The sequence below is a fragment of the Desulfatitalea tepidiphila genome (genome assembly GCF_001293685.1).
Classification (GTDB): Bacteria; Desulfobacterota; Desulfobacteria; order Desulfobacterales; family Desulfosarcinaceae; genus Desulfatitalea; species Desulfatitalea tepidiphila.
Map to the genome: position 1 here is coordinate 364,880 of NZ_BCAG01000005.1, position 19,339 is coordinate 384,218.

The following is a 19,339-nucleotide window of genomic DNA, read 5'->3' on the forward strand; positions in this document are numbered from 1 at the left end:
ACATGCCCAAACGCACCGACATCCACAAAATTCTGATCATCGGGGCCGGCCCCATCATCATCGGCCAGGCCTGCGAATTCGACTATTCCGGCACCCAGGCCTGCAAGGCCCTGAAGGAAGAGGGGTATGAGGTCATCCTGGTCAACTCCAACCCGGCCACCATCATGACCGATCCGGAGACGGCCGATCGCACCTACGTCGAACCGGTGACCCCGGAGACCGTGGCCAAGATCATCGCCGTCGAGCGTCCCGACGCCCTGTTGCCCACCCTGGGCGGCCAGACAGGCCTGAACACGGCCGTCAAGGTGGCCGAAATGGGGGTCCTGGAACAATATGGCGTGGAACTCATCGGCGCCTCACTGGAGGCCATCCGAAAGGCCGAAAGCCGCGACCAGTTCCGCCGGGCAATGGAACGCATCGGCCTGCGGCTGCCGGAGAGCGGTTTCGCCACCACCATGGAAGAAGCGCGCACCATCGCGGAGCAAATCGGCTACCCGCTGATCATCCGCCCCAGCTTCACCCTGGGCGGCACCGGCGGCGGCGTGGCTTACAACCCCGAAGACCTCGAGGTGGTGGCCAAGTCGGGCATGGATGCAAGCCTGATCCACCAGGTGATGCTCGAACAGTCCGTGCTGGGATGGAAAGAGTACGAACTGGAGGTGATGCGCGACCACAACGACAATGTGGTCATCATCTGCTCCATCGAAAACTTCGACCCTATGGGCGTGCATACCGGCGACAGCATCACCGTGGCGCCGGCCCAGACCCTGAGCGACCGCGAATACCAGACCATGCGCAACGCATCCCTGGCCATCATGCGCGAAATCGGGGTGGACACCGGCGGCTCCAACGTGCAGTTCGCCGTGGACCCCAGGAACGGCGAGATGATCGTGGTGGAGATGAACCCGCGCGTCTCCAGGTCGAGCGCCCTGGCCTCCAAGGCCACCGGATTTCCCATCGCCAAAATCGCCGCCAAGCTGGCGGTGGGGTACACCTTGGACGAGATTCCCAACGACATCACCGGCGAGACCCTGGCGTCGTTCGAGCCCACCCTCGACTACTGCGTGGTCAAGATCCCGCGCTGGACCTTCGAAAAATTCCCCGAAACGCCTGACCTGCTCACCACGGCCATGAAATCGGTGGGCGAGACCATGGCCATCGGCCGCACATTTAAAGAAGCCCTGCAAAAGGGGCTGCGTTCACTGGAAATCGGCCGCCACGGCCTGGGCGCCGACGGTAAGGACCCACAGGATGTGGACGAGGCCGTCCCGTCTACCGAAGAGATCGACCACAAATTGGCCACGCCCAACTCCCGTCGCATCTTCTACCTGCGTTATGCCCTGCAGGCCGGACGCAGCATCGACGAGATTTTTCAACTCACCGGCATCGATCCATGGTTCCTTTATCAACTCAAGCAGATCGTGGATATGGAGCGCCGCCTGGGCGAACTGGGGCAATCGCGGTCGGACGGCCACGGCGGCAAAAAGGCGCTGGAAGCCGCGATCACCCGTGAAGAGCTGTGGCAGGCCAAAGCCAACGGTTTTTCCGATGTCCAGCTGGCCCACCTGCTGGGCGACGACCCTGATGGCATCGCCAGATTCCGCAAGGCCAAGGACATCCGGCCGGCCTACAAGCTGGTGGACACCTGCGCCGCCGAATTCCGCGCCGCGACCCCTTATTACTATTCGACCTACGAGGTGGAGTGCGAGGCACGGGTCTCCGACCGCAAGAAGGTGATGATCCTGGGCGGCGGCCCCAACCGCATCGGCCAGGGCATCGAGTTCGACTACTGCTGCGTGCATGCCTCTTTCGCCCTGCGCGAAGAGGGGGTGGAGAGCATCATGGTCAACTCCAACCCCGAAACCGTGTCCACCGATTACGATACCTCCGATAAACTCTACTTCGAGCCGCTGACCCTGGAGGATGTGCTCCACATCGTGGAAAAGGAGCAGCCCTTCGGCGTCATCGTGCAGTTCGGCGGCCAGACGCCCCTCAACCTGGCCACGCCGCTGGCCAGGGCCGGCGTCCCTATTCTGGGCACCCTGCCCGAGAGCATCGACCGGGCCGAGGACCGCGAACAGTTCCAGGCCATGCTGCACAGACTGGGGCTGGTGCAACCGGCCAACGGCATCGCTATGAGTTTTACCGAGGCACGCCGCATTGCCGTCGAGATCGGCTATCCGGTCATCGTGCGCCCATCGTTCGTGCTGGGCGGCCGGGCCATGAAGATCGTCTACACCGAACCGGAACTGGAAAACTTCACGCGGCTGGCCATCCAGGCCTCGCCCGGCCATCCGGTGCTGATCGACAAGTTTCTAGAAAACGCGGTGGAAGTGGACGTCGACGCCATCAGCGACGGCCATACCACCGTGATCGGCGGCATCATGGAACATATCGAGGCGGCCGGCGTCCACTCGGGCGATTCGGCCTGCGTTCTGCCGCCTTACAGCATTAGTGATGACCTGATCGCCGAAATTACGGCGGCGACCAAGGCCATGGCCGCCGAATTGAACGTCGTCGGCTTGATGAACGTGCAGTACGCCATCCGTCAAAATCGGCTCTATGTCATCGAGGTCAACCCGCGCGCCTCGCGCACCGTGCCCTTTGTCAGCAAGGCCACGGGCGTACCCCTGGCCAAACTGGCCACCAAGATCATGCTGGGGCGAACGCTTCAGGAACTGGGCTTGACCGAGGAGGTCGTCCCCAGACATCTGTCGGTCAAGGAGGCCGTGCTCCCCTTCGACCGTTTCCCGCTGGTGGACACGCTGCTCGGACCCGAAATGAAGTCCACCGGCGAGGTGATGGGGATCGGCAACGATTTCGGATCGGCATATGCAAAGGCCCAATTGGGCGCCGGCCAGAAACTGCCGACCCAGGGAACGGTGTTCATCAGCGTCCAGGACGAGGACAAACCGGCCATCGCAGACGTGGCCAGGGCGTTCGTCCGGATGGGCTACGGCATCCTGGCCACCAGCGGCACGTGCGGCTATCTCAACGACCTGGGGATCGCCGCCCAGCCGGTCAACAAACTCAAACAGGGACGGCCCCATGTGGAAGACGCCATCAAAAACAACCAGATCGACCTGGTGATCAATACCGGTTCGGGAAATACATCGAGCAAGGACGGCTACGTGATCCGGCGGGCCGCGCTGAAATATGCCATTCCCTACGTGACCACCGCGGCCGGTGCACTGGCCATGAGCAAAGCCCTGGCCGCGATCAAATCCCAGGTCTTGGGCGTACGCTGCCTGCAGGCCTACCACACACCGGAGAATTGCTGATGTCATCCAAACTCGACATGCGATCATCTTGCCCGACCAACGCCGAACCGCTGGACATCATGGAAGGGGACCATCCCCGGGAAGCGTGCGGCATTTTCGGCGTGTACGGACACCCGGAAGCGGCCAAACTCTGTTACTTCGGACTCTACGCCCTCCAGCACCGCGGCCAGGAGAGCGCGGGGATCTGTGCCGTGGACAACGGCGTGCTTAACGAACACCGTGACATGGGCCTGGTGTCCGATGTCTTCGGCAAGGAACAATTCGACCAGTTGCCGGGTCCCAGCGCAATCGGACATGTGCGCTACTCCACTACGGGCAGCTCCATATTGGTCAATGCCCAACCGTTTGTGGTGCGCCACCGCCACAAGACCTACGCCGTGGGCCACAACGGCAACATCGTCAACGCCCACGCCCTCAAGGAAGAACTGGAAAGGAGCGGCTCCATCTTTCAGTCCACCATGGACAGCGAAATTTTCCTGCACCTGCTGGTGCGCAACCTGCACCTGGGGTTCGACGAAGCCCTGCGCGCCTCGGCCGCGCGATTGGAGGGGGCCTTTTCCATGGTCGTGTTGACCAGCCGCGGGGAAGTGATCGGCCTCAGGGACCCCTATGGGTTTCGGCCCCTGTGCCTGGGCCGTCTCAACGGCCACTGGGTGCTCGCCTCCGAAACCTGCGCCCTGGACCTGGTGCAGGCCGAATTTGTGCGGGAGCTCGACCCCGGCGAGATCGTCATCATCGATGAAAAGGGACCGCGCAGCCTCTATCTTCCCCAAGCACCGCGCCACGCGTTTTGTATTTTCGAGTTCATCTATTTCGCCCGCCCGGACAGCACGATAATGGGGCACAACGTCTATCAGATGCGCAAGGCCCATGGACGCCGGCTTGCCGAGGAGAGGCCGGTGACGGCCGATCTGGTCATGCCCTTTCCCGATTCAGGCACCTATGCAGCCCTGGGCTACTCCGAAGCCTCGGGCATTCCGTTTGAAATGGGCATGATCCGCAATCACTACGTGGGACGCACCTTCATCCAGCCGACCCAGAGCATGCGCGACTTCGGGGTGAGGGTCAAACTCAACCCCATCAAAGAGCTGCTCAGGGGCAAGGATATCATCATCATCGAAGATTCCATCATCCGCGGTACGACCGCCCGAACCCGCGTGCGGGCGTTGCGCGAGATGGGCGTCAAGAAAGTCCACCTGCGAGTGGCGGGACCGCCACACCGCTTCCCCTGCCATTACGGCATCGATTTTTCGACCAAGGGCGAGCTGATCGCCGCCCGCATGTCGGTTCAGGAATTGGAACAATATCTGGGCCTGGATTCCCTTCACTACCTGAGCCTGGAAGGCCTGCTCGCCGCCACGGGTGTCAAGGACCCGGGAGAGCATTTCTGCAAGGCCTGTTTCGACGGCTGCTATCCGGTCACCTTCGATACCGGTCTGTCCAAGAACTGCCTGGAACTCGACCAACCCTGAAGATCCCGGCCAACCAAATCAAATATTGTTGGTGTTTGAAAAAAAATCGCATGCCAAAGCAGATGGCAGGCGTATGTGGCCCTGGCCACCTGTTCCACCCGCGCCGGGTTTAATGAATCGCATTCTGTTAGAATCCCTGGCCAATTGACTTTGGGCTTGCCTTTTGGTGCAGCCGGGGTCTACAATGCATTTGGCGATTTTGTCACTACCGCCGCAGGAGCATATCGATGATCGAATCCAAGTATCTCAAGGAGAATATCGAAAATATCCAACGCCTGATGTCGATCCAGGCCTTGAAACATTTCGAAACCCGCAACCTGGGCAAGCTGTTGCGCCTGAGCAAAATCAGGCAATACGAAGATGGCGAGCAGATTATCCAGGAAGGGGACATGGACCCCTGGCTCTATTTTCTGCTCTCTGGAAAGATACGGATTACCAAAGAGGGAGAAGAGATCGGCGTTCTATCCCGAAAAGGCGAAATCTTTGGCGAGATGCGCATCATCGACGACCAAAGCCGATCGGCCTCCGTATACGCCGTCGGGCAAACCGTGTGCCTGGCCGTGGACACCTCGGCCGGCAATCGGCTCACCACCTCGGATGAAAAAGAGGCCCGCCTCGACTTCCTTCTGCTGCTCTACCGCATTTTTGCGGAATACATCACCGTTCGCCTCCGGCTGACCAATGAAGAGCTGGTCAAGGCCAAACGGGATGCCAAAAAAGGCTTCACATCCGCAGAGATGCCTGTGGAAGACGATCCCCCGAAAACAAACGATCATAAGCGTCACATCGAAAAGTTCTAATGTCCCCGACCGTCCGCTTCGCCAGAAACGCCGCCAATGTCTTTTTTCATATCCTGACCCAGTGCAATCTGAAGTGCCGCCACTGTTATATCAACCCCGGGCAGCACGGCCGGCAGACCCTCAGCCTGGACACGATCCGGTCCTGGCTCGAGACCCTGGCCCGACGCGCCCCTATGGCCGACCTGATTTTTTTGGGCGGGGAACCGACCCTGCACCCGGACCTGGCCGAAGCTATTCATGCCGCCCGCCGGCTGGGATACCGCTCGATCACCATCGACACCAATGGATATCTCTTCCATGACATCCTGGACCGCATCACCCCTGAAGCGGTCAATTTTATCAGCTTCAGCCTGGACGGTGCATCTTCGGAGACCAACGATGCCATCCGCGGCAAGGGCTCGTTCGAGGCCTGCACGGCCGGCGTCCGCAATGCCATCCAGAAGGGATTCCAGACCAGCCTCATCTACACGGTCAGCAGCCTCAACCTCCATGAACTCAGTTCCGTACCTCCCCTTTTACGCCAATTGAAGATCAATCGGTTTTTCATTCAAGTGATCGGCCTCCGGGGGCAATCGGCCACTTGCGCCGAGCGCCCCTTGGAAGATCTTCAGGTCACGCGCGACCAGTGGCAAGACCACGTCCTGCCCGTGGCCCGTCAAGTGGCGGACCAAGGCATTCGCGTCACCTATCCAAAAGTTTTCCTGGAACCGGACGAGCCGTTCGAATGTGCCGGGCGCGTGGCCGATAACTATTTCATCTTTCCCAACGGCCGCGTCTATCGCTGCCCCCTGTGCGAAGATTACCCCTTGCACAGCCTCGCCTTCGAAAACGACCGGTTGATCGAAATGTCCCCCATCAACGAAGCGGACCTCTTCAAACTCGACATTCCAGAGGGATGTGTCATGAACAAGCTGATCCAACCACACAACATCACCTACCTGCCGGACGGCTCGCCGGCCCATAAAATCGCCTGCTGCCTACTGAAAGAAGAATTAGTATAAACCACAAATAGTTATGCAAAGCATCGCCTGTTTTACAGTAATAAATCGGAACCTTGAATTCCCTTTTCCAAGAAACCGGAACGGTTTTTTCCTGTTTAATTCTCTTACTATTTCAAGGAATTAAAAACTAACCGCCGCGCAGGGAGCCGATTTTGACTGCGCACCTGAGCTTTCACAGGATCCCACCTGAATTTTATCTATCTGAAATATTAAACCATTCAGTATTTCTCCGATATTGGCACAACGATTGCTCATAAACCCGGAAAATGCCTGAAGACGGCCCGAATTGGCCGATAAATATTCGAAACATCGTTAACTCAAGGAGATCCCTATGAATCAAGCAAGACGCCACGGGTGTACAGCTGTAATGGTAATCCTGACCCTGCTGGCCCTCTTCGTCGGCCAGGCGCTGGCTGGGGAAAAAACCCTGGTCGGTGAGATCAATGACAACTATCAACTGATCGTCGGAAACCAGACCTACGATATCGCCGATACGGCCGAAGGAAACGAACTGGCCGAAAACCACATCAGCGAAAAGGTGGAAGTCACTGGGACCGTAGAAGAAAGAGACGATATCAAAATCATCACCGTCATCTCTTACAAGGTCTTGAGCCAATAACGAGACGATATTGCCGACACATCGACAAGTCTTCCCGATGCAGCCTGCAGGACCGATGGATTTGCTTCACGTGGTTGTCCTTCACGATAGTCACACCGCAGGCATTGAGGAGATGACCTATGCCAAAGAAAAAGACGCCGGTATCCAACGAGACGCTCGTCGGCATCATCACGCCGGTCGAGTGGGATGTTGATGATCGCATCACCGCCGTCGCCTTGAGCGCCACGGATGATGAGGCCTACCTGATCGAAAACGGAGACAAATTCATTGATCTGGTGCAAAAATGCATCGAAGCGAGCGGCCAGATCAAGCGTGATCGGAAAAGCAGCCGAAGTATCACCATCAAGCGGTTTAACATCATCGACAACCCTTAGCGCCTGAACGGCCGGAATCAACGGCATAACGCGGCCCCAAGCGACATCCCCTTATCCGTCAAGAGGCAGTAGACACATGGAAATATTGCTCCCCGAAGATAAGGCCTTTTTTAAGGAACTCCTGACCCGACAATTGGACGAGTTGCTCAATACGGCGGAAAAGACCGTCGGGTCCCTGGTTCTTTGCGATACGCAGGCCGCGGACCCTTTGGATCAAGCCTCCCTGGACAATGATCGCAATTACACACTTCGCATCCGGGACAGGGAGAGCCACCTGATCAAAAAAATTAAAACCGCTTTGGCCAAACTCGAAGACGGATCGTTCGGCATCTGCGATCGATGCGGTGAAGAGATAACGATTGCGCGCCTGAAGGCGCGGCCGGTCACCTCGTATTGCATTCGCTGCAAGACGCAGATGGAGGCATTTGAAAAGGTTTCCGGTTTCTGACAGCAGGCGGTACAACACCCAACGACACCCAAAATGGGAAGGAGCGGAGAAAAAGAATGAACAAAAGCGATCTGATCAATGAAATGGCCAACGCCCTGGAGAGCAAGAAGGTGGCCGAGGCAACTTTGGAAAGTCTCCTCGATGCCATCACCCAGGGATTGAAAAAAAACGGTAAGGTGACCCTCACCGGCTTCGGCACGTTCAAGGTATCCAAGCGCAAAGCACGCACCGGCCGGAATCCGAGGACCGGTGAAGCGATTAAAATCAAGGCCCGTAAAGTCCCCCAATTTACGCCGGGAAAGAACTTGAAGACAGCGGTCGCCTGACAGAACGCCAACAGTATGCCGTTAGTTCGAAGGCGGCTCTCGAGCCGCCTTCGGCATTGACGCCAAGGCGTCCGTATTACAAGCGATACTGCGCAATCTGACGACTGATGGCAATCAGCTCCCCGCCCTCATCCCAAACCTCGCCATCTTCCTCCAACAGCCCGCAGGTAATGAATCGGGTATGGAAGAAACACTTTAACCATCGGGACGAGGGGATCTTGCGGATATTGACGGAGAGTTCGATGGTCGGCACCCATGCGCCCAACCCGAGACTGGCATACGCCGGCGGCGGAAAACAATCGGCCGCCAGCAGCAGCGCCAAGGCGTCGTAGGGCCGGCCATCCCTGAACTGAATCCAACCCTTATGCTCGGATCGATCCGCCAACTGCCCGGTGGTCATCCACCCGGCACAAGAGGGGTCCAATCGCACCTCCACCTGGTCGAAAAGTGTGAAATTGGGGATGGTGGGGATGGACACACATTGATCCAGCGGCGCCAGGGCCGGCACACCGGCCTCGTAGCGATCCACCCGGCACACCATCTGGTCATCCATGAACGTGGCGATCGCCGCCACCGCCACCCGGTCTTCCTGCAGCAGCCGCGCGCCGAAACGTTCGAACTGGGCTGTCTCGGATATCCGTTCCAACGAGAGCCGCACAGGTCCCGGAGCCGTTCTCTGGATATAGTTGGCCGTCACGATGGCCATCCGCTTTTTGTTTCGCTTCTGCTCCATGGCCCTGGCCAGGAGCGCCATGAGATACCCACCGTTGGGAAGTCCGTTGATCGCCCAGTTGGGAGAAATCTCGGCCGCAAAATCAAAAGGCATCCCGTCTATCGGTCGGCTCTCGATATCCCGATCGAATGCAACCATCTGGTATTCCCTTCGTGCAAAGGACGTTGATTTTCGTTGTCTTTTTTAAAAAAATGCCCTTTTATCACACCGGAGATGGAATTTCATCCCTATTCAGTCGGGCGACGGCAAGGCTCGGCATCCACATCAGCCATTCAGAGGTAAGAAGATGTTTACACAACACGACACGGGAAAAAAGCGGCATATGCTGGACGGCATCGACATGACCACGCTTGCATGGGGTGAAAAGACCATCATGGTCCGGTTCGATCTCCAAAAAGGCAGCCAATTGCCATCCCACCACCATGTCTATGAACAAACCGGTTATCTGGTGTCGGGCCACATTCGCCTGACCATCGCCGATCAAACGGTGGAAGCGCATGCCGGCGACAGCTGGTGTATTCCACCGGATGCCCCCCACGAGGCGATTGCCCTGGAAGATAGCGTCGCCCTGGAAGTGTTCTCGCCATTGCGTCCGGACTATTTACCCTGATCGCCATCTCCCTCCCGTCGGGTCGGCCACCCTCCAGCAGTTCTAACTGAATGTGATTCACCAGACGGGCATGATTCCAGAAGTTATTTGAAAAAAATCGCATAAAAACGGTCATGGCAGGCGTGGGTGGGGCAGATGGCCAGGGCCACGTGAGCCAGCGGTCGATAGTGCCGGTTGAATGCAAACGGCGGATAAGCGGCCCAGACTGTTTGAGCGCAGCGAGTTTCTGGGCCGCCCGCCGTACATTTTACCGGCACTTGACCGCTTGGCGCGTGGCGTCGGCCACATGCTCTTCCCACGCCGGATTTAATGAATCGCATTGAGATAGAATTGCTGGCCGCCTTCCGGATTGAGGCGGGCGACCCCATCGTCCCGTGCGCAATTTTTGTACCCCTCACGCCGCAAGTTTGCACCGCCCGTGACCGTTAGTACTTCTCAATTAAAATAATTTTACTTATAATTTCAATGACATTTGCTTTGGCACGTGGATTGCTTTTATATTTGGCAATCGCCGGTGGGATCTCAATACTTCGGGGGAAGGGAGGCTACCCGGCGGAAACCAGTTCCATCATAGAGGGAGGAAAGAGAAATGAAACGTCATCGTATGAGATGGATCGCCGTCATGCTGGTCATCGGCTTCTTGACCGCTGCCGTCGCCATTGCCGGTGATCAAAGCATTACCGGTACGGTGGAGAAAACAAAACAGGGCATCGTCATTTCGGCAGACGATGGCGCCACCTACATGGTCCAAGGAAAAGACCTGTCCGAAATGGTCGGGAAGACGGTCAAAGCCACCGGCACGCTGGCCGAAGGAAAATCCGGCAAGACCCTGACGGTCATCAGCATCGAACCGGTTAACGAATAAGCCCCAACCCTGCCGGCCCGGCGTTTCCGGTTCACCCCAATGCTTGCCGGATAAGACGGGCCGGCAGATCCCAACCCCTCCGTGGCCGTCGGGACACTCCTTTCTTGGAGCCCGTTCCCGTCCACAAAGAGCTTCCACCCCTTCGTGACGCCCGGTGCACCGCCGACGCTCGTTGGCGGTGCACCGGTTTTTTTAGCGCCCCGCTTCCCTGTGCTCCTCGAAGGATTGGACCTGGTAGGTTTCGACTTGCAAATCCCCCCGCCGCCAGGCGTCGGCAGACAATCCGGCCTTCATGCACAAGTGGGAGAGAAACACCTCGGGTAGCGGCAACTGATCCCATACCTGGGGCAGAAACGTGGCTTGGGCGAAGCCTTTACGGATGGTCACCCCTTCGATACGGGGCTTGAGCTTGGCCAGCAGATCATCGGCATCGGTGTAGGAAAGGGGCTGGGATTCCGTCAGCACGCTGATCTCTATGTCCACCTCCTCCAGTTCGGCTCGACCCAGAGGCTTGAACCGCGGGTCGTGAAACGCGGATTGAATCGCATGATGGCGAACACCTTCGACAATGGACTCATGTCCTACCAGGCTGCCGATACAGCCTCTCAGTTGGCCGCCGATCTTCAGTGTGACGAAGGTGCCGCTGTGGCGCTGCATGGCCGGAGCGGACAACAGTTCGTCCTGCAGACCCCCATCCAGGCCCGGATCTTTTCCGGTCAGCCTGGCCGTCAGCGTTCTGCGGGCCAGGCGCACCAGCGCTTGCCCCTGGTCGTCATCGAGTTCAGACACTTGGATTGACATGTTCCACTCTCCATTGAACAAAGATATCATCAAGAACCAATGGCCACGTCTCAAAACAGCTGCAGTTGTTTGAGGTAGGCCTCGATGACCACTGCCGGATCGTCCGTGATCACCAGATGATCGTTGATCCAGGCCGGTGCCCGCTGATGCTGGACCATGGTGGCGATCTGGCGGCGCATGCTGTTCCAGAAATCACGCTCACCTTCGGTGTCGAACAGGATAATGGGTACCCTCTCAATGATCGACAACTTCATATTGCACAGGGTGATGCCCAGTTCCTCCAGGGTACCCAGGCCGCCCACGTTGAAAATCGGAAACGAGGCGATCTCGAACCATTTCTGGCGGCTGTGACGGCAGGTGGCCTGAAATACCTGGCAAAAATCCACGTCCGTGGTCATGGCCTGGTCGGTGATGTCCAAAAAATTGGCACCTGAAAGGATGCCGCGCTGTCGGGCCATGGTGTTGGCCGCCTCCATCACCCCGCTGCCGCCGCCGGTCACGATGCCGATGCTCTTCCCCCAAAATGCGACCAGTGCATCCATCAGCTTCCCGAGCCGTTCGGTGGCGACCGGGGAGAGAGGCAACGTTGAGCCATAAAATGCAAAAAGCATGGACTTATGAAAATCGGCCAGCCGATCCGTGGCCACGAAATAGCCTTTCCCGTCACGCATGGTATGGACCATCAACCGTTGGTTCAAGCTGCAGATCCAATACACATCCACCCCAAAGGCGTGGTACTCTTGCAGGCGGGAGTGGTCCTCCTGGGAGAGAAAGGGTCCGAATTCACATGAGGCTTCGAAAAAATATAGCGCGCGGACCTTCTCCCTGACCACCAGGTTGATGATGTCGCGATGCTCGACCAGATTGGGAAAATACTTCAACACCAGAGCTCCGGCGGGCTGCTGAGGGTCCGGATGGATGCGCGACGTGGCGTACTGGTGGCAACAGCGGCTCCGCGTAGAAAAATCCACCCTTGCCGTCGAACATTGTGCCTTGGAGACCGGGCATTTCTCCTTGGGACCGTTGGCGAAGAACTCGACCTTTTTCAATCCCTGGGAAGGATCGACCATGGCCACGGAACGATCCGTAAAATAACAAGTCCCTTTCGGACGCGCATCCAGTTGGGCTTGCAACCGCTTCAGGTCGGCCAGGCTCAAGCCTTTGGGGCCCGATGGCGATGTCTTGCGCCGCTCCCCGGTCCTTTTTTGAGGGGTGCCGTATACCCGGGCGCTGATCAGGGGATTCACGATCGTATGGCGCGTCCCGTTGATGATTTCCAGGTAGATGCATATCCCCCGCGTCTTGATCGGATCGAGAACCGTGGCCGGTAGGTTGCGTCCCAACGAAAATCCACTCTGCAAGACGACATAATGCTCGTTCAGGTACATGGAGCAGGTCGTGATCACCCCTTCGCCGGGGGGAATCACCAGATGCGGCACCTTTTTCTGAAGCTGATAGCGGTTGAGCATTTCACGGCCATCTTCGCGCAGCAGGATTCTGCCGAAGGTCTCCTGGTCCACATCTTCGCGCAGCGTGCACACCACCCGGTGGGGTGCGATCACGATACTGCCGTCGCTGGAAATAGCCGCAGAGGCCGGTAGCTTGAGCTCGGCGCGGTCGACCGCGGCCAGTACCTCCTCGGATGTGAGTAGGGCGTCGGGATCGCAAAACACCATGCGTCCCACCGGAAGACCTTCGTCGAAGAACATCCCCAACTGGTCCAACCCCGGATAGCCGGGAATGGCGGCCGATGCGGTCTGGGTCAACACCAGCAGGTCGCCATCGAGATGGTCGATGCACGGCGGATCGGAGGTGATCTGCACCCCAAGCCGCGCGATGCGCGAACGTTCACTGAAGACGATGTGCTCCGGGTTTTCCTTGAGTTGCCGGATCATGTGCTGGGACAAGCCGAATGCGCTCTGGAAGGTGATACGCCGGCCATCGTTGGACAACACCTTGATAATGCAACCATCGTCAGACTGTAAAATTCCCCTGAAGGATCGATTGTCTCTCATCATAAGGATCTGTCGGATACTCCCCCTGCGACTTGACTGTTAAAAGATTGAAAACCTTTTGCCACGAATTGTCACATGCGAGCCCTGCGGCGTCCCCCCCTTTTCTGCCGGTGGAACACCGCGTCCGGTGGTCAACCCGCGACCTGCACCATTTTACTATGATGATTTCCAAACCTGATTTCAACACTTTATTGCCGGCACGGTTTTTGCTTAAGCTCTTTTTGACGTATTGTAACGGACTGCAACCGCCATGAACGAGGCCCAAGATGAGATGTCCTAAATGCGGATACGAGCGACAGCCCAACGACAACAAGTTCGCACCGGCGACAGAGTGTCCCGCCTGCGGCGTGGTTTACGCCAAATCAGCCCCCGGCGAGACGGTAACACCTGCTAATCCAGGGCCTGCAAAAAAAACCAGCCCGGTTCACGAAGCATCCCTCAAGCGGGCTCGCGAGCGCGTTGAAAAACGACTGCGGCAGCGAATGGAAAGCGGCCGTCAAAAAGATGAACGAACCGAAAAAACCCTCCAGCGGGCTCGGCGTCTGGCTGCCGAAGGCGTACGCCAGCGTCAGGCGGAATGGAAGCGTCGTCAGATGGAAGAAAAAAAGGAACCGGACGACCGGACCATGGCCGAAGCGGCCATCCGGGTCAAAGATCCGACGATTGACCTCGACGGCTTCAAAAATGGAAGGCTGACGATGTTCGGCGTCGTTCGTCCCGAAATGGGCGGTGATGCCTCGGAACATGCCCCGGACCAAGATCGGCTTTCCAGGCGCAAGAACAAGGCGACCGTTTCGGTGACCGACGCGCTTGCAAAAATGGCCCCCGGTGACAACCTGTTTTCGGAAAAACAACCCAGAAAGGATACCCCGCCGACGATGCTATCCGACCCACCGACAATGGCAGCCGCCAATCTGGAACCCTCCGATCCAATGACGATCGAACCGACGGCAGAATCAGAGGCGCACGATACGGCTTGCCAAAGCATGACCGAGAACGATAGCGACAGCATGCCCCGGGATCTACCTGAATGGACCGCTTACGCGGCTCAAAAGGCCCATCTCCAGCCCGGCATCTCGCTGATGCGCCTGCTGCCCGGCGCCGCGTGGCTCGTGTTGATCGTGGGCCTGACAGGGGCCGTACTGTCATGGATCACCCTCAACGATGTCCATGCCGACGTAGAGGCGGCCATCACTACCAGCAACGGACCGGTTCCCATCGCCCTGCTGCTCGGCTTCGCCTATCTGGCCACCGGCATCCTGGGATTTGCTTTTTTCTGGGTAAGCGCCACCATCGGGGGCCAACTCAAGCAAATCCAACAGGAGCTGCAAACGAGAATGTCTTGCCAGGAGGATAGGAAAGATACTCAGAAGTAGCTGCCCTGCCTGCGAAAGCGCAGCCGTTGCCCAGCCGCCTCCCTCTGGGCACGTGCCCCTGTTACATCCTGTGTGAATGCCCCTGCACCTCAAAGGTCTTGACCACGGCCGTCGATGGTGCAAAATTAGGCATGACGATCATCAATCGATATTCCACATATTAGCGCATTGTACCCCCTTCAACGGATCGGCCGTAACGTCGTGATGGATGCAACCCGCCACGGCCGGAGGTCTGAGATGGATAAGCCAATCGTAGCATTAGGTTTGTGTATGGGCGCATCCTCGGTCTCCCTGGTTCGCCTTGAACTCGATCGAACGACCGAATCGTCCCGAAAAATAAATGGGCGCCCGGTCATCATCGACCACATCGTGAGACCGCACGATGGCGACCCGAAGCAGACCCTGTTTAAACTGATGGGAACGATGGATTGGAACGGCATCGACCGGGTGGCGGCAACCGGCCGCAAATTCCGCCATTTTCTCAACCTCTCCTCCATTCCCGAACCCCAGGCGGTCGAGTATGCCTACGACCACCTCAAACCCGCCGATGTCAATTGCCCGGCGGTGATCTCCGCCGGCGGCGAAACCTTCATGGTCTACCAGCTCAATCCAGCGGGCAGGATCACCAATGTGCTCACCGGCAACAAATGCGCCGCCGGTACGGGTGAATTCTTCCTGCAGCAACTGCGCCGCATGAATGTGACGCTGGAAGAGGCAGGGCAATGGGCCGAAACCACGGAGCCTTACCATGTCTCCGGGCGCTGCTCGGTCTTTTGCAAATCAGATTGTACCCACGCAACCAACAAGGGCGTTCCCAAGGCACGCGTCACGGCGGGACTCGGCCAGATGATGGCCAACAAGATCTTGGAACTGCTCAAAAAAGTGGACCGTCGCGATCTCATGCTCGTGGGCGGCACGGCCCGCAACCAGATGATGGTGCGGTATCTGCGCGACGCCATTCCGGGGCTGATCATTCCAGACGAGGCCCCCTATTTCGAGGCACTGGGTGCGGCACTGTGGGCGCTGGAGAATCAACCCCAGCCCTTTCCCGGCGTGGATCGGCTCTTTGGCCAACAGCAGAACCGTTTCGATATCCTGCCGCCCCTGGCGCAGTTTCAAGACCAAGTCACCTTCAAGCAATTGACCCATGACACGGTGCGCGATGGAGATGTCTGCCTGCTCGGCCTGGACGTGGGCTCCACGACCACCAAGGCCGTGCTCCTGCGCCAGAAGGACCATGCCCTGCTGGCCTCGGTCTATCTGAGGACCAACGGCGATCCGGTGGGCGCATCGCGTCATTGTTACCGCGCCATTCTCGAACAGGTCCAAAGCCGGGTCAACCCCGATCAGATCGAAATTATCGGGTTGGGGGTGTGCGGATCCGGACGCCAGATCGCCGGCCTGCACGCCCTGACCGATGGCGTGATCAACGAAATCATCGCCCATGCCACGGCATCGGTCTATTTCGACTGGGACGTGGATACCATATTCGAAATCGGCGGCCAGGATGCCAAATACACCTACATCACCAACGGTGTGCCGTCCGATTATGCCATGAACGAGGCCTGCTCGGCAGGCACCGGATCGTTTCTGGAAGAATCGGCCCTGGAGACCCTGGGCGTGCCCATGGACCAAATCGCACCGGTGGCCCTGGGGGCGCGACGGCCTCCCAATTTCAATGATCAATGTGCCGCATTTATCTCGTCGGACATCAAAAACGCCATTCATGACGGCATTGCCCATGAAGATATACTGGCCGGCCTGGTCTATTCGATCTGCATGAACTACAACAACCGGGTCAAGGGCAACCGCCCCATGGGTCGAAAGATCTTCATGCAGGGGGGCGTCTGCTACAATCAGGCCGTTCCCCTGGCCATGGCCGCCTTGACCGGCAAACCCATCATCGTTCCCCCGGAACCCGGCCTGATGGGCGCCTTCGGGGCCGCCCTGGAAGTTCAAAAACGCATCACCAACGGATTGATGAAACCAGGCCGTTTCGACCTGGCCGTGTTGGCCGATCGCGAAACCCAATACGGAAAGTCATTTATCTGCAAGGGTGGCGCCGGAAAATGCGATCGCCGCTGTGAAATCACCCGCATCATCATCGAAGGCAAAACCTATCCATTCGGCGGCGCCTGCAACCGCTACGACAACATGCGCCGCAATCAGCGGTTCGATGTGGCCAAACTCGATCTGGTCCGCGTGCGCCAACAGCTCGTCTTCGGCAAGTACGCGCCTGTTCCGCCCGACCCGTCAGCGCCACATTACCGCGGCCGGATCGGGTTGAACCGCAGCTTCCTGGTCAACACCTATTACCCCCTGTACGCCCACTTTTTCAGCCGCCTGGGATTTACCCCTGTGCTGCCCGACACGGCCGATCCGGCCGGTATCGATCAGCGCAATGCGCCATTTTGCTATCCGTCCGAGCTGGCCCACGGCTTTTTCCACGATCTGTTGACCCGCCATCTACCGCTGACGGCGATCTTCATGCCCCATTTCAAATCGGTGCCGAGACTCGACGATACGCTCAGCGCCCAGGTCTGTCCCCTGGTCCAGGGCGAGACGTTTTACCTGCAGTCGACTTTCAAACCGCTTATCCAACGCCTTGAATCCGAGGGCACCCGAATTTTCGCGCCGCTGATCGAACTGGGAAAAGGCCTGGAGGATGCGCGCAAGCCGTTGGTAGGTACGGCGACGGCCATGGGAATATCCAAATCCATGGCGGAACAGGCATTTGAAAAGGCCCTGGCCGTCATGGCGGCCTGCCAGGCGGAAATGGAGGATATCGGCCGCCAGGCCCTGGCGGATCTGGCAAATGACACGCGAAAAATCGGCGTGGTCATTTTCGCAAGGCCCTACAACGGTTTTGTGGAAGAGGCCCACAAGGGCATCCCCCACAAATTCGCCAGCCGCGGCATCATGGTGCTGCCGCTCGATTTTCTCGATCTGTCCGGCCGACCGACCAAACGTCACATGTACTGGGGCATGGGGCAACGCATCATGGCCGGTGCCAGGCTGATCAAATCCCATCCCCAGCTCTTTGGCACCTACATCACCAATTTTTCCTGCGGCCCCGATTCGTTTCTGGTCGGCTATTTCAGAAACCTGATGGGTCGTAAGCCCTCGTTGACCCTCGAACTGGACAGCCACACGGCCGACGCCGGGCTGGAGACACGCATCGAGGCCTTTCTCGATATCGTGCACGCCTATCGCCAACTGGAGGCAACGGCACCCGATCGACCCTCGGACGCCGAAGACTATCGACCGGCCCGCACCATGGTTCACGACGGCGTTTTCAGCGTCATCGACGCACAGGGCCGCACGCTGCCCTACACCGACCCCCGGGTGAAGCTGCTCTTTCCATCCATGGGCGACCTGGCCACCCGGGCTATCGCCGCCGTCTTTGCCGGCAGTGGGTTTCACACCCACGCCCACGCGCCCAGCAACGAAGCGATCCTCAAGCTGGGCCGCGGCAACACCACCTGCAAGGAGTGCCTGCCGCTGATTCTCACCACCGGCACCCTGCTCGATTACCTGCACCACCAGAAACAGCCGGACGAAGTGGTGCTCTACTTCATGCCCACCGGCTCGGGGCCATGCCGCTTCGGACAGTATTACATCTTCATGGAAGATCTGGTGCGCAAACTCAAAATCCCCGATGTGGCCATGTTCTCCCTCTCCTCGGACGACGGCTACGAAGGATTGCCCACCAGTCTGCACCGCAAGGGATGGTGGGCGGTGGTGATCTCCGATATCTTCGAGGATATCCGTGCCATGCTGCTGGCCAACGCTCAGGCCAGGGACACGGCCACGTCCCTGTTCGAGCGGCAATACGCGCTCGTACTGGAAGCCCTCCGCAAGGGACGCTTCGAGGTCCTGGAACGTACCCTGGCCGAGGTAGCCGCCCGATTGGCGCGCATTCCGCTGAAGCGGCCGATGGAAGAGGTGCCGGTGATCTCTTTGATGGGAGAGATATTCGTACGCCGGGACGGCCTCTCCCGGCAATATCTGACCGAACAACTGGCAGACAAAGGGTTTGCCGCCGTGTGCGCACCGGTGGCCGAATGGGTTCACTATTCTAATTACCTGGTCAACAAGGGATTGAGTGATCGGGGGCCCATCGGCTGGCGCAACAAAATCGGCGCCCGTATCAAGCAGCACTTCATGCATAAGGACGAACGGCGGATCAGGACGATTCTGGCCTCCTCCGGTCTGGTGGCATCCCATTCGGCGGACATCGAAGACATCATGGATGCCGCCAGGCCTTATATTTCACCCCATCTGGCCGGTGAAGCCATTCTTACCGTGGGCAGTTCCCTGAAAGAGGTGGCTTCGGTCTCCTGCGGTGTCATCGCCATCGGCCCGTTCGGCTGCATGCCCAATCGCCTGGCCGAATCGCTTTTGAACGAGGCCATGAAAGGTGAAGATAAACTGGCGTCCGAACCCCATAATGAAGAACTCATGGCCGCCTTGACCGATGTGCACGATCTGCCGTTTCTGGCCATCGAGAGCGATGGATCGCCTTTCCCACAGCTGATCCATGCCAAGCTCGAAGCCTTCTGCCTGCGGGCGGAACGCATGCATCTGCGGATGCTCTCGGCCAAACTGCGAAACTGAT

At 58.3% G+C, this 19,339-nt stretch carries 15 protein-coding genes; 12 read left to right on the plus strand and 3 right to left on the minus strand.

Annotated features, from left to right (window positions below; all coding sequences use genetic code 11):
• Positions 1-2: 2 nt before the first annotated feature.
• From carB to DFT_RS19380, 8 genes are all read left to right on the plus strand, one after another.
• Positions 3-3,281 (plus strand): carbamoyl-phosphate synthase large subunit, encoded by a 3,279-nt coding sequence (gene carB / locus DFT_RS19345; RefSeq protein ID WP_054032903.1) that lies wholly within the window; start codon positions 3-5, stop codon positions 3,279-3,281.
• Positions 3,281-4,753 (plus strand): amidophosphoribosyltransferase, encoded by a 1,473-nt coding sequence (gene purF, locus DFT_RS19350; RefSeq protein ID WP_439950916.1) that lies wholly within the window; start codon positions 3,281-3,283, stop codon positions 4,751-4,753. The genes carB and purF overlap by 1 nt, the downstream gene beginning before the upstream one ends.
• A gap of 227 nt (positions 4,754-4,980) precedes the next feature.
• A complete protein-coding gene (locus DFT_RS19355) occupies positions 4,981-5,553 on the plus strand; it encodes a cyclic nucleotide-binding domain-containing protein (RefSeq protein ID WP_054032904.1) in 573 nt (190 codons plus the stop codon).
• Positions 5,553-6,554 (plus strand): radical SAM protein, encoded by a 1,002-nt coding sequence (locus DFT_RS19360; RefSeq protein WP_054032905.1) that lies wholly within the window; start codon positions 5,553-5,555, stop codon positions 6,552-6,554. Before DFT_RS19355 ends, DFT_RS19360 begins: the two co-directional genes overlap by 1 nt.
• Positions 6,555-6,885: 331 nt before the next feature.
• Complete coding sequence (locus DFT_RS19365; protein ID WP_152972088.1) at positions 6,886-7,173, plus strand: hypothetical protein; 288 nt, start codon at positions 6,886-6,888, stop codon at positions 7,171-7,173.
• A 119-nt stretch (positions 7,174-7,292) separates the two neighbouring features.
• Positions 7,293-7,547 carry a hypothetical protein gene (locus DFT_RS19370; RefSeq protein ID WP_054032907.1) on the plus strand — a complete coding sequence of 85 codons (255 nt, stop codon included), beginning with the start codon at positions 7,293-7,295 and terminating at the stop codon, positions 7,545-7,547.
• Positions 7,548-7,623: 76 nt separating this feature from the next.
• On the plus strand, positions 7,624-7,995 hold the full coding sequence (dksA, locus tag DFT_RS19375) for an RNA polymerase-binding protein DksA (RefSeq protein ID WP_054032908.1): 372 nt from the start codon (positions 7,624-7,626) through the stop codon (positions 7,993-7,995).
• Between the two features lie 56 nt (positions 7,996-8,051).
• On the plus strand, positions 8,052-8,321 hold the full coding sequence (locus tag DFT_RS19380) for an HU family DNA-binding protein (RefSeq protein ID WP_054032909.1): 270 nt from the start codon (positions 8,052-8,054) through the stop codon (positions 8,319-8,321).
• A gap of 76 nt (positions 8,322-8,397) precedes the next feature.
• Here DFT_RS19380 and DFT_RS19385 read toward each other — a convergent pair whose 3' ends face one another.
• Positions 8,398-9,192 carry a thioesterase family protein gene (locus DFT_RS19385; protein ID WP_054032910.1) on the minus strand — a complete coding sequence of 265 codons (795 nt, stop codon included), beginning with the start codon at positions 9,190-9,192 and terminating at the stop codon, positions 8,398-8,400.
• Positions 9,193-9,340: 148 nt separating this feature from the next.
• Here DFT_RS19385 and DFT_RS19390 point away from each other — a divergent pair, with 148 nt between their 5' ends.
• Together DFT_RS19390 and DFT_RS19395 are read left to right on the plus strand one after the other, a co-directional pair.
• Complete coding sequence (locus DFT_RS19390) at positions 9,341-9,664, plus strand: cupin domain-containing protein (protein ID WP_054032911.1); 324 nt, start codon at positions 9,341-9,343, stop codon at positions 9,662-9,664.
• Positions 9,665-10,253: 589 nt separating this feature from the next.
• Complete coding sequence (locus tag DFT_RS19395; protein ID WP_054032912.1) at positions 10,254-10,529, plus strand: DUF5818 domain-containing protein; 276 nt, start codon at positions 10,254-10,256, stop codon at positions 10,527-10,529.
• A 192-nt stretch (positions 10,530-10,721) separates the two neighbouring features.
• Here DFT_RS19395 and amrA read toward each other — a convergent pair whose 3' ends face one another.
• Together amrA and DFT_RS19405 are read right to left on the minus strand one after the other, a co-directional pair.
• The gene (amrA, locus tag DFT_RS19400; protein ID WP_054032913.1) at positions 10,722-11,330 is read right to left on the minus strand and encodes an AmmeMemoRadiSam system protein A; all 609 of its coding nucleotides are present in this window, start codon (positions 11,328-11,330) and stop codon (positions 10,722-10,724) included.
• A 50-nt stretch (positions 11,331-11,380) separates the two neighbouring features.
• Complete coding sequence (locus DFT_RS19405) at positions 11,381-13,348, minus strand: LOG family protein (RefSeq protein WP_054032914.1); 1,968 nt, start codon at positions 13,346-13,348, stop codon at positions 11,381-11,383.
• Between the two features lie 263 nt (positions 13,349-13,611).
• Here DFT_RS19405 and DFT_RS19410 point away from each other — a divergent pair, with 263 nt between their 5' ends.
• A complete protein-coding gene (locus DFT_RS19410; RefSeq protein ID WP_152972089.1) occupies positions 13,612-14,721 on the plus strand; it encodes a hypothetical protein in 1,110 nt (369 codons plus the stop codon).
• A 237-nt stretch (positions 14,722-14,958) separates the two neighbouring features.
• The gene (locus DFT_RS19415; protein WP_076750795.1) at positions 14,959-19,338 is read left to right on the plus strand and encodes an acyl-CoA dehydratase activase; all 4,380 of its coding nucleotides are present in this window, start codon (positions 14,959-14,961) and stop codon (positions 19,336-19,338) included.
• Position 19,339: the final 1 nt, after the last annotated feature.

Bases quoted from the DNA above. Each gene is read 5' to 3' on its own strand.
- DFT_RS19415 (WP_076750795.1), top strand. From the start codon at position 14,959: ATGGATAAGCCAATCGTAGCATTAGGTTTGTGTATGGGCGCATCCTCG.
- DFT_RS19365 (WP_152972088.1), top strand. From the start codon at position 6,886: ATGAATCAAGCAAGACGCCACGGGTGTACAGCTGTAATGGTAATCCTG.
- DFT_RS19395 (WP_054032912.1), top strand. From the start codon at position 10,254: ATGAAACGTCATCGTATGAGATGGATCGCCGTCATGCTGGTCATCGGC.
- DFT_RS19410 (WP_152972089.1), top strand. From the start codon at position 13,612: ATGAGATGTCCTAAATGCGGATACGAGCGACAGCCCAACGACAACAAG.
- purF (WP_439950916.1), top strand. From the start codon at position 3,281: ATGTCATCCAAACTCGACATGCGATCATCTTGCCCGACCAACGCCGAA.
- amrA (WP_054032913.1), bottom strand. From the start codon at position 11,330: ATGTCAATCCAAGTGTCTGAACTCGATGACGACCAGGGGCAAGCGCTG.
- DFT_RS19370 (WP_054032907.1), top strand. From the start codon at position 7,293: ATGCCAAAGAAAAAGACGCCGGTATCCAACGAGACGCTCGTCGGCATC.
- DFT_RS19385 (WP_054032910.1), bottom strand. From the start codon at position 9,192: ATGGTTGCATTCGATCGGGATATCGAGAGCCGACCGATAGACGGGATG.
- carB (WP_054032903.1), top strand. From the start codon at position 3: ATGCCCAAACGCACCGACATCCACAAAATTCTGATCATCGGGGCCGGC.
- DFT_RS19360 (WP_054032905.1), top strand. From the start codon at position 5,553: ATGTCCCCGACCGTCCGCTTCGCCAGAAACGCCGCCAATGTCTTTTTT.
- DFT_RS19405 (WP_054032914.1), bottom strand. From the start codon at position 13,348: ATGATGAGAGACAATCGATCCTTCAGGGGAATTTTACAGTCTGACGAT.
- DFT_RS19380 (WP_054032909.1), top strand. From the start codon at position 8,052: ATGAACAAAAGCGATCTGATCAATGAAATGGCCAACGCCCTGGAGAGC.
- DFT_RS19355 (WP_054032904.1), top strand. From the start codon at position 4,981: ATGATCGAATCCAAGTATCTCAAGGAGAATATCGAAAATATCCAACGC.
- dksA (WP_054032908.1), top strand. From the start codon at position 7,624: ATGGAAATATTGCTCCCCGAAGATAAGGCCTTTTTTAAGGAACTCCTG.
- DFT_RS19390 (WP_054032911.1), top strand. From the start codon at position 9,341: ATGTTTACACAACACGACACGGGAAAAAAGCGGCATATGCTGGACGGC.